This is a genomic window from Ruegeria sp. HKCCA5491 (assembly GCF_013034565.1).
In the GTDB taxonomy this organism is placed as follows: Bacteria; Pseudomonadota; Alphaproteobacteria; order Rhodobacterales; family Rhodobacteraceae; genus Ruegeria.
Genome location: NZ_WQGG01000005.1, coordinates 68,584 through 82,156 on the forward strand (window position 1 = coordinate 68,584; position 13,573 = coordinate 82,156).

At 59.8% G+C, this 13,573-nt stretch carries 14 protein-coding genes; 8 read left to right on the plus strand and 6 right to left on the minus strand.

All coding sequences use genetic code 11. The annotated features are described in order from the left end of the window. Positions 1-50: 50 nt before the first annotated feature. The gene (locus GOV88_RS08580; protein WP_171240147.1) at positions 51-968 is read left to right on the plus strand and encodes a threonine/serine dehydratase; all 918 of its coding nucleotides are present in this window, start codon (positions 51-53) and stop codon (positions 966-968) included. A gap of 107 nt (positions 969-1,075) precedes the next feature. Continuing rightward, positions 1,076-1,903: a 2,3,4,5-tetrahydropyridine-2,6-dicarboxylate N-succinyltransferase gene (dapD, locus tag GOV88_RS08585; RefSeq protein ID WP_171240148.1), complete on the plus strand. Its 828-nt coding sequence runs from the start codon at positions 1,076-1,078 to the stop codon at positions 1,901-1,903. Positions 1,904-1,953: 50 nt separating this feature from the next. Here the strand turns inward: dapD and GOV88_RS08590 are convergent, their stop codons facing one another. Then, positions 1,954-2,289 carry a cupin domain-containing protein gene (locus GOV88_RS08590; protein WP_171124548.1) on the minus strand — a complete coding sequence of 112 codons (336 nt, stop codon included), beginning with the start codon at positions 2,287-2,289 and terminating at the stop codon, positions 1,954-1,956. A 97-nt stretch (positions 2,290-2,386) separates the two neighbouring features. On the opposite strand from GOV88_RS08590, the gene GOV88_RS08595 reads away from it, so the two are divergent. Continuing rightward, positions 2,387-2,731, plus strand: a complete 345-nt coding sequence (locus GOV88_RS08595) for a hypothetical protein (protein WP_170388822.1) — start codon at positions 2,387-2,389, stop codon at positions 2,729-2,731. Between the two features lie 6 nt (positions 2,732-2,737). Here the strand turns inward: GOV88_RS08595 and GOV88_RS08600 are convergent, their stop codons facing one another. Beyond that, entirely contained in the window at positions 2,738-3,796 is a 1,059-nt protein-coding gene (locus GOV88_RS08600; RefSeq protein ID WP_171124546.1) for a transporter substrate-binding domain-containing protein, read from the minus strand. A 208-nt stretch (positions 3,797-4,004) separates the two neighbouring features. Between GOV88_RS08600 and dapE the strand changes: the two genes are divergently transcribed. The 3 genes from dapE to rnr are packed head-to-tail and all read left to right on the plus strand — an operon-like array spanning position 4,005 to position 8,028. After that, positions 4,005-5,144, plus strand: coding sequence for a succinyl-diaminopimelate desuccinylase (gene dapE, locus GOV88_RS08605; RefSeq protein ID WP_171240149.1), 1,140 nt, complete (start codon positions 4,005-4,007; stop codon positions 5,142-5,144). Position 5,145: 1 nt separating this feature from the next. Beyond that, positions 5,146-5,721 carry a DUF2064 domain-containing protein gene (locus GOV88_RS08610; protein ID WP_171240150.1) on the plus strand — a complete coding sequence of 192 codons (576 nt, stop codon included), beginning with the start codon at positions 5,146-5,148 and terminating at the stop codon, positions 5,719-5,721. A 48-nt stretch (positions 5,722-5,769) separates the two neighbouring features. Beyond that, positions 5,770-8,028, plus strand: a complete 2,259-nt coding sequence (gene rnr, locus GOV88_RS08615; protein WP_171240151.1) for a ribonuclease R — start codon at positions 5,770-5,772, stop codon at positions 8,026-8,028. A gap of 77 nt (positions 8,029-8,105) precedes the next feature. On the opposite strand, the gene GOV88_RS08620 is transcribed toward rnr, so the two are convergent. Continuing rightward, complete coding sequence (locus tag GOV88_RS08620; RefSeq protein ID WP_171240152.1) at positions 8,106-8,507, minus strand: DUF1801 domain-containing protein; 402 nt, start codon at positions 8,505-8,507, stop codon at positions 8,106-8,108. Continuing rightward, complete coding sequence (locus GOV88_RS08625; protein ID WP_171240153.1) at positions 8,504-9,199, minus strand: glutathione S-transferase family protein; 696 nt, start codon at positions 9,197-9,199, stop codon at positions 8,504-8,506. The genes GOV88_RS08620 and GOV88_RS08625 overlap by 4 nt, the downstream gene beginning before the upstream one ends. An 82-nt stretch (positions 9,200-9,281) precedes the next feature. Here GOV88_RS08625 and GOV88_RS08630 point away from each other — a divergent pair, with 82 nt between their 5' ends. After that, complete coding sequence (locus tag GOV88_RS08630; protein WP_171240154.1) at positions 9,282-9,995, plus strand: YafY family protein; 714 nt, start codon at positions 9,282-9,284, stop codon at positions 9,993-9,995. 87 nt (positions 9,996-10,082) lie between these two features. Then, positions 10,083-11,357, plus strand: a complete 1,275-nt coding sequence (locus tag GOV88_RS08635; RefSeq protein ID WP_254449196.1) for a lytic murein transglycosylase — start codon at positions 10,083-10,085, stop codon at positions 11,355-11,357. Positions 11,358-11,414: 57 nt separating this feature from the next. On the opposite strand, the gene GOV88_RS08640 is transcribed toward GOV88_RS08635, so the two are convergent. After that, complete coding sequence (locus GOV88_RS08640) at positions 11,415-12,812, minus strand: aspartate aminotransferase family protein (RefSeq protein WP_171240156.1); 1,398 nt, start codon at positions 12,810-12,812, stop codon at positions 11,415-11,417. A gap of 75 nt (positions 12,813-12,887) precedes the next feature. Further along, entirely contained in the window at positions 12,888-13,571 is a 684-nt protein-coding gene (locus tag GOV88_RS08645; RefSeq protein WP_171124528.1) for a GntR family transcriptional regulator, read from the minus strand. Positions 13,572-13,573: the final 2 nt, after the last annotated feature.

The window sequence follows — 13,573 nt, forward strand, 5'->3', positions numbered from 1 at the left end:
AAAACAGCTATAGGGTTCGCGGTCAGAGTGCCAGTCACGGAAGAACAAGAATGAATTGGAAGAGCGAAATTTCAGCAGCCGCCGACCGGATTGCCGGATACGCACAGGTCACGCCGGTGATGGAAAGCCGTGCCCTGGGGTTGGACTATCCGGTTGAGATGAAGCTGGAGCATATGCAGCACACCGGCAGCTTCAAGGCGCGGGGGGCGTTTAACACGCTGCTCAGCATGGATGTCCCCGAGGCCGGTGTTGTGGCCGCGTCGGGTGGTAATCATGGCGCTGCGGCGGCTTATGCGGCTCAGACATTGGGGTATCCGGCCAAGATTTTCGTGCCCGAACTGGCCGGACCGTCCAAGATCGCGTTGATCCGGCAAACGGGCGCGGATTTGAGCGTGGTGTCGGGCGAATACGCCAACGCGTTGACGGCGGCTCAGGCGCATGAGGACGCGACCGGCGCGATGCAGATACATGCTTATGACGCGCCTACGACGGTGGCTGGTCAGGGCACCTGTTTCGCCGAATGGGACGCGCAGGGGTTGCAGGCGGACACTGTTCTGGTCGCGGTCGGAGGCGGCGGTCTGATCGCCGGTGCGCTGGCATGGCTACAAGGGGCGCGCAAGGTTGTGGCGGTCGAGCCCGAGACATCCTGCGCGCTGAATGCCGCGTTAAGGGCCGGGGAACCTGTGGATGTCACCGTTTCGGGGATAGCGGCCAATGCGCTGGGCGCGCGGCGGATCGGGTCGATCTGCTTCGGACTGGCGGAGGGCAAGACATCGGTTCTGGTGTCGGACGAGACTATCGCCGAAGCGCAGAGGGTGTTGTGGCGCGCCCATCGGATTCTTGTCGAACCTGCAGGCGCAACAGCTTTGGCCGCGCTGCTGTCGGGCGCTTACAAACCCGATCCGCAAGAGCGGGTGGCGGTGCTTATCTGCGGTGGCAACATCTCTCCTGACCCGCTAGGCGGCTGAAACCGACCCGACCGGACGCAAACTGTGCCTGCTGCGTCGCATTGCGGCCAGTCCTTTGCTTGCGTATAGGCAAGACCAACGTGAACAGATTCTGCAGGGAGCCCTCCATGTCCAACGCTCAACTCGAAGCCGCCATCGAAGCCGCCTGGGACGCGCGCGACTCAACTACCCCCGCCACCACGGGCGAGCAGCGTGAGGCGATCGAGGATACGCTGAACGCACTGGACAGCGGCGCATTGCGCGTGGCGGAAAAGCTGGAGAGCGGTGATTGGCATGTGAACCAATGGGCAAAGAAAGCGGTTTTGCTGGGCTTCCGCATCAAGGATATGGAAATCCAGACCGGGGGCCCGCAGGACGGCGGCTGGTGGGACAAGGTGGACAGCAAGTTCACCGGTTGGGGCGAGGACCAGTGGAAGGATGCTGGGTTCCGCGCCGTTCCGAACTGCGTGGTCCGCAAGTCGGCCTATATCGCGCCGGGCGTGGTGCTAATGCCGTCTTTCGTGAACCTGGGCGCATATGTGGACGAGGGCACCATGGTTGATACCTGGGCCACAGTGGGTTCCTGCGCGCAGATCGGCAAGAACGTCCATCTGTCGGGCGGTGTGGGTATCGGCGGCGTGCTGGAACCGATGCAGGCCGGCCCAACCATCATCGAAGACAACTGCTTTATCGGTGCACGGTCGGAAGTGGTCGAGGGCTGCATCGTTCGCGAAGGCTCGGTTCTGGGCATGGGCGTGTTCATCGGCAAGTCGACCAAGATCGTCGACCGCGAAACCGGTGAGGTCATGTATGGCGAAGTGCCGCCCTATTCGGTAGTTGTCGCCGGTTCGATGCCGTCCAAGAACAATGTCAGCCTGTACTGCGCGGTGATCGTGAAGCGGGTGGATGAAAAGACCCGCTCGAAAACAGGGATCAACGAATTGCTGCGCGATTAAAACTCGCTCCAGCCGGAAAAGGGCCGCAGCATCGCGCTGCGGCCTTTTTGTTAGCCTTTCACCGGATAGCGGTCGGGTTCTTCGAACACGTCGATCACCCGAGACCCGGCTTTGATTTTGCCGCCATGTTCGACGCCTGTGGGGATCGTATAGCTGTCGCCGGGGCGGTAGGTTCGCGTTTCATCCCCGATGGTCAGTTCAACCTCACCTTCGATTACCGTTCCCCATTGGGCCTTGTGCGAATGCGGGGGCAGTTCAAAATCCTTCAGGAAAGTGAAAAACGCCACCAGTCCGGCATCGGACCGGATCACGGCGGTTTGCACGACGTCCTCGGGGAAGGGCACGTCGAGGCTGGGAAAATCGGTGATGAAATCTGGATATGTCATGAAGCACCTTTTTGACTAACGGCGGGGCCACTATGACGACGCGCATGCGTCAACGCAATCGCTTGACCGGGAAGGTGCACGGGGCTATGGCCCCCGCATGGAAAAGCAAAAGAAACCGTCCCGTCAGCAAGTTTACACCCTGCTTGTGCAGATCGGTCGCAAGGATGGCGACGGCCTGCCCGAAGGCGCGACCGGGGCGGCGTTGATGTGTTTCGCCAGTGGTGTGGATGAGGCCGAGGCGGTGCGCGAGACCGTCGCGATCCTGAAGCAGGCGGACACGGCGCCTCTGGATGTGACCGGCTATGGCACTCTGGCCGAGCGTGAGGCGCAAGGCCACGACATTGATCCTGATGAGCGGGCCCTGATGCAGCGCGCGCTGGACGAGAACGCGGTTATCGTCGCGCAGATGACACCGTTTTTCGGAGATGAGGAACCGGCTTAGGCCGCCTTAGTTCCGCACCCCGAACCACTTGCGATAAATCTCGTCATAGGTGCCGTCCTCACGCAGAGACAGCAGCGCCTGATTGACGTCCTCGACCAAAGGCGAGCCCGTCGGGAAAGCGATCCCGTAATTTTCGCGCAGGAAAACACCACCGGTGACCGATGCGATCCGCCGCCCTTCATGTGAGGCAAAGTAGGCCAGGATCGGGGCATCGAACACGACCGCATCGAGCTCTTCATTCTTGAAGGCGTCAAGCAATGGGTCCAACCCGTCGTAGCCGACAAACTCGATCTCGCGCCTGTTCAGGAAATTGGCTGCGGTTGAATTGGAAATCGTGCCAACCTGCTTTCCGTAAAGATCATTGACCGAATTCACATTGCCGCTGATGGCGTCGACGGTCATCACAGAGGTAATCCGCGCGGTGAAAACGGATACGATAAACAGCGAAGATACGACCAGAACAACACCCAACAGCCGACCAAACGGGGTGCGCGGCATCCGTTCCTCGAACCCGCCATTGACCACAAGGTTCAGCGCCCACCAGAAGGACGGGAACCATGCTTCGTCCAACTTGCGGTCGAAATAGGGTTGCGAGCGGCGTTCGAATATCCACATCAGCATGCCGCCACCCAGAAGGATCGCAAAGGCAAGCCCGATGGCGATAAACAACTCGACCGATAGCAATGCCTGCAGCAGTGACGGTCGCCGCACAGCGTCAGACGGGACCATGATCTGCAAACCCGCCTCGAAAATGGGTTGGCTGAAATCCATCTGGGTTTCGCGTGAGGCGGTGATCGAAATATTTGCGATGGCCAGATCAGCAGACCCGTCCTGAACCGACCCCAGCATTTCGCCAAAAGCCTCGACTCGGTTGATCTCGTAGTCCCAGTTCAGGGACTCGGACAGCGCCGCAAGCAGATCCATCGAAAAACCGGTCTGTGCCCCATCCTCTACATAGGAAAATGGGGTACGGGTCACGGTTGCGACCGACAGCGTCTGGGCCTGGCTTTGCTGTGCGAGAACGGCGAAAGTCAGGCAGATCAAAGCGAAAAGGACTCGTTTCATCGTCAATTTACCTGTTTCGCCGCCCTGTAACTCAGTTTTGAACAAGGCGGCAAGATGGTCTTGGGGTAAACGGGCATGTTTTATTGAGATATCAAACTGAGGCCTATGCAAAAAAGCCGCGGGAAATGGGGGTGTAGGGGTTGGCAATTCACCCAATTCGTTGAATCTGTGCGCGATCCTGCGAAGCCACAATCAGAAAGGGCGAGAAATGACAGATCCGGTAGAACTCACGGCAGACCTGATCCGTTGCCCTTCGGTCACACCCGAAGAAGGCGGTGCCATTGTCTTGCTTGAGCGCACCCTGTCCGACGCCGGGTTCGAGTGCACGCGCGTAGACCGGGGCGGCGTCAGCAATCTGTTTGCCCGTTGGGGCGCGAAAGGACATGCGCGCAGCTTTGGGTTTAACGGTCACACCGACGTTGTTCCGGTTGGGGATGAGGCCGCATGGACTATGCCGCCCTTCGGGGCCGAGATCAAAGATGGTGTCATGTATGGCCGCGGAACGACGGACATGAAGTCCGGTGTTGCGGCCTTTGCCGCGGCTGCCGTTGATTTCGTGCGGGACACACCTCCGGACGGGGCGGTGATCCTGACGATTACGGGCGACGAAGAAGGTGACGCCGTGGACGGGACGACCGCGTTGCTGGACTATATGGACCGCGCGGACGAGAAGATGTCGGTTTGTCTGGTGGGTGAACCGACCTGTCCCAATACGATGGGCGAGATGATGAAGATCGGCCGCCGTGGGTCCATGAATATCTGGTTCACCGTGACTGGCGTGCAGGGGCACGCGGCCTATCCGCACCGGGCCAAGAATCCGATGCCCGCAATGGCGCGGTTGATGGATCGTCTGTCCAGTCACAAACTGGATCAGGGGACGGATCACTTCGACGCCTCGACGCTGGCCGTGGTCACGATTGACACGGGTAATCCGGCAACCAACGTGATCCCCGCGCAATGTACCGGCGCGGTGAATATCCGGTTCAACGACCTGCATTCCGGGGCCAGCCTCAGCGATTGGCTGCGGGCCGAGGCCGCTGCGGTGGCGGAGGCGTTCGGGGTTGAGATCGACCTGCGGATCAAGATTTCAGGCGAAAGCTTCCTGACACCCCCCGGCCCTTTGTCTGATCTGGTTGCCAAGTCGGTTGAGGCGGAAACGGGCGTGAAACCTGAGTTGTCGACCACTGGTGGCACCTCGGACGCGCGATTTGTGAAGAACCACTGCCCGGTGGTGGAATTCGGTCTGGTCGGGCGCACGATGCATCAGGTGGACGAATGCGTTGAGGTAGCGCAGATCGAACAGCTCAAGGCGATCTATACGCGCATCCTGCGGGACTATTTCGCCTGACATGCAGCGTAGTTTGGTCATCATGGTGAAAGAGCCGCGCCCGGGGCGGGTAAAAACCCGGCTGGGCCGCGATATCGGCATGGTCGGGGCAGCGTGGTGGTTTCGCCATCAGACCCGTTCGCTGATCCGACGCCTGCGCGACCCGCGTTGGCAGATCGTGCTGGCAGTCGCGCCCGACCGCGAGGGGCTGATCAGCCCCATCTGGCCTGCTGATCTGCCACGCGCCGCGCAGGGGCGCGGAGATCTGGGCGATCGGATGGGCTGGATGCTGCGCGGGATGCCGCCGGGGCCGGTCTGCCTGATCGGCGCAGATATTCCGGGCATTTCGCGTACTCATATTGCAGGGGCCTTCAAGGCGCTGGGGTCGGCGCAGATGGCATTTGGCCCTGCGCACGACGGTGGCTATTGGCTGGTGGGCGCGCAGCGATACGGCGCGCTGCCCAGCGGCCTGTTCCGCAATGTGCGCTGGTCCACCGAATATGCACTGGCGGACACGCTGTCCTCTGTCCCCGGTCAGCGCGTGGCGCTGCTGAACCCGTTGCGAGACGTTGACACGGTGGCCGATCTGAAACCCTGATCCGTTTTTGGTCATGACGCCGTCGCACGCCCGTGTTACGCCAAATACATGAGTCGTATCCCCACCAAGCAGGAGGTCCTTGACTGGATCTCGGCGAACCCCACCCTGACCTCGAAACGCGATATCGCCAAAGCCTTTGGGATCAAGGGCGCGGCGCGGATCGACTTAAAACGCATCCTGCGCGAGCTTGAGGCCGAGGGCCATTTGGAAAAACGCAAACGCAGCTATGGCGACCCGGATCGTCTGCCGCCTGTCAGCGTGTTGCAGGTGAAGGCTCCGAACGCAGATGGCGATCTATTCGCTCGTCCGCTGGAATGGCATGGCGAGGGGGTCGAGCCCATCGTCTTGCTGATAACCCGCGCCAGCGACCCTGCCTTGGGCGAGGGCGACCGGATTTTGGCCCGCCTGACCGTGGTGCATGAGGAAGACCACAACTACGAGGCCCGCCTGATCCGTCGCATCGGCACCAATCCACGCAAGATCGTCGGCATTTTCCGCAAAGGGGCCGAGGGCGGGCGGATCGTGCCCATCGACAAAGCAGGCTCGACCGAATGGCTGGTTGCAGATGGTGCAGTTCTGGGAGCCAAGGATGGCGAACTGGTCGAGGCGGAACAGGCCGGACCAAAGAACCGCATGGGCCTGCCCCGTGCGCGCATTGTCGAACGGCTGGGCGACCCAACCGCGCCCAAGGCGGTGTCGCTGATCGCAATCCACCAGCACGGCATCCCGGACGACTTCCCCGACAAAGTGATCGCCGAGGCGGACAAGGCCAAACCGGTTGGCCTGAAGGGCCGCGAAGACCTGCGGGATATGCCGCTGCTAACCATCGACCCTTCGGATGCGCGGGACCATGATGACGCTTGCTATGCCCATGCCGATGACGACCCGAAAAACCCCGACGGCCATGTGATCTGGGTCGCCATCGCTGATGTGGCTGCCTATGTGCAGCCCGGTACCGCGCTGGACCGCGAGGCGCGCAAGCGCGGCAATTCCAGCTATTTCCCAGATCGCGTGGTGCCGATGCTGCCGGACCGGCTGTCGGGCGACCTGTGCTCGCTGCACGAAGGCGTCCCGCGCGCCTGTATCGCGGTGCGGATGCAGATTGACGCCGAGGGAAACAAGATTGGCCATCGCTTTGTGCGGGGGCTGATGCGATCCGCCGCGTCGCTGCATTATGCCGAGGTGCAAGAGGCCATTGATGGTACCCCAAACGACCGCACCGGGCCTTTGCTGGATACGGTCTTGAAGCCGCTCTATGCCGCTTATGCCGCGCTGAAAACCGCGCGGGCGGAACGGCAACCGCTGGAGCTGGATCTGCCGGAACGACAGATCGTTCTCAGCGACACGGGCGAAGTGACCAGCGTGGCCTTCCGCGACCGGCTGGATGCCCATAAGCTGATCGAGGAATTCATGATCCTCGCCAATGTTGCCGCGGCTGAAACGTTGATCGCCAAACGCCGCCCGCTGCTGTTCCGGGTCCACGAAGAACCTGCGCCCGAAAAGCTGGAAAGCCTGCGGGAAACGGCGCAGGCGGCGGGGTTGAACCTCGCCAAAGGGCAGGTGTTGCAAACCCGGCATCTGAACGCGCTGCTGAATGCCGCCGCCGGGACCGAGGATGCCGAACTGATTAACCTGTCGACGCTGCGGTCTATGGCGCAGGCGTATTACAACCCTGAAAATTTCGGCCATTTCGGGCTGGCGCTGCGCAACTATGCGCATTTCACCTCGCCCATTCGCCGTTACGCCGATCTGATCGTGCATCGGGCGCTGATCTCGGCGCATGACTGGGGCAAGGACGGGCTGACCGAGGATGAAATCGCGCGGCTGGACGAAACCGCCACCCATATCTCGGACACCGAACGCCGCTCAATGATGGCCGAGCGTGATACGACCGACCGCTATCTGGCTGCCTATCTCAGCGAGCGGGTGGGCAATGAGTTCTCGGGCCGCATCAGCGGTATTGCCCGGTTCGGCGCTTTTGTGAAGATGGACGAAACCGGGGCTGACGGTCTGGTGCCGGTGCGCTCGTTGGGGAGTGAATTTTTCCATTTTGACCGCGAGGCCGGGACGCTGATGGGATCAGACACCGGGCTGATCATCGCCATTGGCCAACGAGTCACTGTACGGCTGACACAGGCGACGCCGGTGACTGGCGGGTTGGAACTGGAACTGCTCTCAATCGACGATCAGGCCCTGCCGCGTGGTCGGGGCCTTGCGAAACGTGGTACTCGCCGTAAGGCAGCCAGCAACAAGCGCAAAAAAGACAAGATCAAGCGCAAGGTCGAACGCAAACGCCGTCAGAGGTGAAAACGCGTTTCAGAAATATGTCGTATCGTTTTTAGTTGCCTCTTGGCTTTGTCCTGAATGCGAAAAGCGATCCAAATTTATCTGGTTTTCTCTGTTACGTGATAAGTCAGCGCCCTGGCAATCAGCCAGCCATGGCGGTTTGCGTCGATCTGCCCGGGGTGATTGAACAGGACCGCGCGATTGCCGTCCAGCCGGTCTTCGCCGGGAAAGACCGAGTTATAGTCGCCGATCAGCCGTGTCTGGCAATGCACAAAAAAAGCGAATTTGGCAGACTTGTGCCCTCCCAGCCTGAGTGTTGACCCTTTGGGCGCAAGATAGGCTGGTTGACCCCAACGCAGAGCCTCTTGCATGGGGTGCGTGTCGGGCAGCGTCTGGGCGGTTTCAAAGATCAGATCCCGCAGCGCCAGCGCACCTTTGCGGGTGCTCTGGGGGAAGGCGTCGAACACGGCTTCGACGGCAGGGTCTTTGAAGGGCATCATACGGGAATCGCCTGTTCTATGCGGTCGATATAGCTGCTGAGCAGCGTATCTTGTTTGATCCGCCGGGTCAGCGGCGTTTCTACCGGTGTTGCGCGCATCGCTGCCAGAATTGGGCCCACGCTCATATCTGCTGCCGTGGGGGTGTCCCCCATCAGGAAGGGAGATTGCCAAAGCAACGCGGAAATCGACTCGAGATCGCGTTCCAGACGTCCACGGCGTTCGGACTCTGAGAATCTCGATACACCAACCCCGTCCAGACGCCTGAGCACCGACCGGCGAATTGCATTGGTCACAGGCTTGCGGATCAACGCTGGGATTTCGGTAAAGAACGTGTCGCGCAGAATCGGCCATGCCTCATCGTTGCCCCAACGATCCAGTACAATGTGGTGATAGATATGCTCTTCGGCCATGCGGATCAGGGCGCGGGACTGCGCTTTTTGCGCTTCAGTCAGCCCCTTGTCGAATTCGGTGCCCTGCGATTCCAGCCAATCCCGGATCAGGTCGCTGTCGGGCAAAAGACGGTCCGGTGTGCGCAGGACGGGCAGCTTTTGGTGGGGCATTTTGCTGGGGTTCAGCAGGTCGGATCGCTGCCAGCGTTGGCCTGAGTATCGCAGCATCAGGGCCGTCTTGACGCAGAATGGGCTGGCGCTGAAAGATCCAAAAGCGGCTGGAAAGGTCAGTAAGGTCAACATTGGTAACTCCCTTGGTTGGACGCCACTTGGTTACGTTGAGCTGATGACAAAAACTGTCATTAGGACTACGGTAACTTGCGCTATGTCCCGCACCGCCCGTCTGTTCCAGTTGATGCAAGCCTTACGCTCTGGCCCAACGCCGAAAACATCGGTGCAATTGGCGCAGGATTTGGGTGTTTCAGCCCGTACCGTTCATCGTGACATAGGCGCGCTGCGTGGTTTGGGCGCAGTGATTGACGGAGAGGCGGGGTTCGGGTTTACCCTGATCGAAGACGCGACTTTACCGCCATTGGGCTTTACCGATGATGAATTGGAAGCCTTGGTTCTTGGCCTGCGCGAGGTGCAGTCGATCGGTGATCCGGGGTTGGCCGAAGCCGCCGGTGACGCGCTTCGAAAACTGCAGGGCCGTTTGCCGTCGCGCCAATCTCATCGGTTAAGTCACGCAGTACTCGCCGCCGCCCGGTTTGCACGCCCGGCCAAGCCGACAATCGAAGTGGCCGATCTGCGGCGGGCCACATGGGCCGAGCGCACCATTGATTTTGCCTATACGGACGGCAAAGGCGAGGAAACGCGCCGAAGGGTGGACCCGCTTAGTATTGTCTATATGGATCGCGCCAGCGTTCTGCTGTCGTGGTGCCATCTGAGACAGGATTTCAGGGTCTTTCGTTTGGATCGCATGCGCGAAATGTTCGTAACAGACGATAGCTTTAGGCCAAATCGCGTTCCTATGTTGCGGCAAGCGCTGGCCCAGATACGGGCCGAGCGGGAAGCAAAAGATCGCGAACAGAACACATGACCGCTTTGTCGAAGCGCGGTTTTGCGCTATTCTGTGGATGAGCAGTAATCAGGAAAAATCGGAATGCGTAAATGCATAGGCGGCGTCATGACCGCTGCATTATGGGCATCCATAGTGCAGGCGGAATCGCAGGAAAAGTCAGATGGGTTGCAGATCTTGCAGTTGGCTTCGGCTGATGTAACGGTCTCGATCCGACCGGTCGTTCGACCACCAGCCAAGGAGTATCGGGTGTCTACCGAAGGAAACGCGCGGTTTCAGGCGTGGCTGGGTGCCTTTCGTGAGCGCGCCCTTGAACAGGGCATTTCCGCTGCGACTTTGGACCGGTCTCTGGAAGGTCTGACATATGACAAGGACGTCATCAAACGGGACCGCAATCAGGCGGAATTCTCAAAGCCCATTTGGGAATACCTGGACGCGGCGGTCTCGGATCGGCGCGTTTCGGATGGCCGCGTCGGATTGCAGCGCCATAGCGATACGCTGACCCGGATTGAGGCGCAGTATGGCGTTGAAAAAGAGGTTGTGACCGCGATCTGGGGGCTTGAGACATCCTTTGGATCCTTCAGGGGAAGTGACCACACCATCCGATCTTTGGCCACGCTTGCGTTTGATGCGCGTCGCGCGCGGTTCTTTGAAACCCAGTTGATTGCCGCGTTGCAGATCATTGAGGCCGGGGATGTCAGCCCGCACAACATGGTCGGAAGCTGGGCCGGGGCGATGGGGCATACGCAGTTCATGCCGACCTCGTATCTGGATCACGCCGTGGATTTTGACAGGGATGGCCGACGCGACATCTGGTCGGATGACCCGACGGATGCGCTGGCCTCTGCCGCGTCTTATCTGGCGCGCCATGGTTGGACGAAGGGGCAGCCGTGGGGCGTTGAGGTGCGCCTGCCCCGTGATTTCGATTTTTCTACTGCCAAGCGCGATTACACTCTGTTGCCATCTGAATGGGCGGCGCGGGGTGTAACTGCAATGAATGGCGAAGCCGTGGCGGATCATGGGCAGGCCGCGATCCTGCTACCTGCGGGCGGGCAGGGCGTTGCGCTTATGATTTTTGATAATTTCAGCGTGATCGAGGCGTATAATGGTGCAGATGCTTACGTGATTGGTATCGGTCACCTTTCAGACCGCCTGTCCGGTCGTGCCCCGTTTCAGGCCGGTTGGCCACGCGGCGACCGCGTGCTGAGTTTCACCGAAAAAAAGGAACTGCAGGCGCGGCTGACCCAAGCAGGTTTCGATACGCAGGGCATCGACGGACGGACCGGCCCCAATACGATCAACGCCGTTCGCGCTTATCAACTGGCACAAGGGCTTTTGCCCGATGGGTATCCCAGCCTGACACTTCTGGAACGTATGCGTTAAAAAAGGGCGGCTCCAAAGAGCCGCCCGTTTCAGTTTCCAAACAAGTTCAAATGCCACTTATGATGCGGCTTTCATCAAACCCTGTTCGATGATGTCGGTTTGTGCCTCATCCAGCGATTTGTGGATACGCACGAACATCTCGTCGATCTCTGACGGAGTCAGGATCAGCGGCGGCGAAATGATCATACGGTCGCCAACGTGGCGCATGATCAGATTGTTGGCAAAACAACGATCGCGGCAGATATAGCCTACTGTGCCGGGGGCCGAGGCGAACCTGGCGCGGCTGGCCTTGTCCGGGGTCAGGGCAATCGAGGCCATCATGCCAACGATCTTTGCCTCACCCACCAGCGGATGATCGGTCAACGCCTCCCACTTTTCCTTGAGGTATGGCGCGGCGACGTCGCGGACGTGCTCGACGATCTTTTCCTCTTCAAGGATACGCAGGTTCTCCAGCGCAACGGCAGCCGCAACCGGATGGCCGGAATAGGTGTAGCCGTGATTGAACTCGGTTCCGCCGATGACTTCGGCAATCTCATCGTTGACGATTGAGCCACCGATGGGCGCGTAGCCCGAACTGAGGCCCTTGGCGATGGTCATGATATGCGGGCGGATACCCACGGTTTGTGACCCGAACCAGTTGCCGGTGCGGCCGAACCCGCAGATCACCTCATCCGCGATCAGCAAGATGTCGTACTTGTCGCAGATACGCTGGATTTCGGGCCAGTAGGTGTCAGGTGCCACGATTACACCGCCCGCGCCCTGCACGGGTTCGGCGATGAAGGCCGCGACACGGTTTTCACCCAGTTCAAGAATCGCCTCTTCCAACTCGCGCGCACGGGCCAGGCCAAAGTCTTCGGGCGACATGTCGCCGCCTTCGGCCCACCAGTTCGGCTGGTTGATGTGGTGGATGTTCGGGATCGGAATGCCGCCCTGCGCGTGCATTCCGGCCATGCCCCCAAGCGAGGCCGAACCGACGGACGAACCATGATAGGCGTTGTGGCGGCTGATGATGATGTTCTTGTCGGGTTGGCCTTTTTCGGCCCAATAGGTGCGCACCAGACGGATATTGGTGTCGTTGGCCTCGGACCCGCCAGCGGCGAAGAAGACATGGTTCAGGTCGCCGGGCGCAAGTTCGGCCAGCTTATTGGCCAGCGCAATGGCGGGAACATGTGTGGTTTTGAAGAAGGTGTTGTAATAGGGCAGCTCTCGCATCTGGCGGGCGGCGACCTCGGCCAGTTCGTCGCGGCCATAGCCGATATTTACGCACCACAGGCCCGCCATGGCATCCAGAATTTCTTCGCCTTCACTGTCAGTCAGATAGACGCCCCTGGCACGGGTGATGACGCGCGCGCCTTCTTTCCCCAGCGCGCCATTGGCTGAAAACGGATGCATGTGATGGGCTGCGTCAAGCGCCTGCAATTCGGCGGTTGGCATGTGATTGGTGATGGTCGACATCAGGGAATCTCCTGCAAGAGCGGTTGGTGATCACAATATGATCAAATTTTTCCCTGTCAATCGAATCGCGTTGATCTAGACGTTCGCAAGTGAGTCCGCCATGAGCTCCATCCCCTGTTCGATGTCCTGAGCGGTTGCTTTTGCAACAAGATCGGCGTTTTGATCACGAAGCGCCCGGATAATATCCTTGTGGCGGTCAGGAAGGCTCTGGGTTCCGAATCGGCCACAGACCACACGCAGGGACGGCCCGAACCGGAGCCACAGGCGTTCCGCCAGATCATTGAGAATCGGCGCGTCGGCATGAGCATAGAGCGTTTCGTGAAACAGATGATTCAAACGCAGGTAGCCGCTGACATCCCCATCGGCGATTGTTTGATCCAACTGTTGATCAATGCGTTCCAAATGATCGACGTCCGCAGGTGTTAGATTGGCCGTTGCCTGCCGTGAAAGCTCTGATTCTATTGATATTCTTGCATAAATCATCTGCTTGACGTCACGCGTTGACAGCATGGGTACGCTGACCCGTCGATTTCCTTGGAACACCAGTGCTCCGTCGGAAATCAACCGCCGGATAGCCTCACGCACGGGGGTCATTCCGGCGTTTAGCGAATCAGTCAGTCCCTGAATGGTGACGGGCTGCCCGGGAACCAGATCGCCATACATGATCTGCGATCTGAGTGAATGATAAACCTGTTCGTGTGCAGGCCGCTTTGGCCCACTGCCGGACGACCCGACCGCCTTATTTTTGATCAAATCCAATT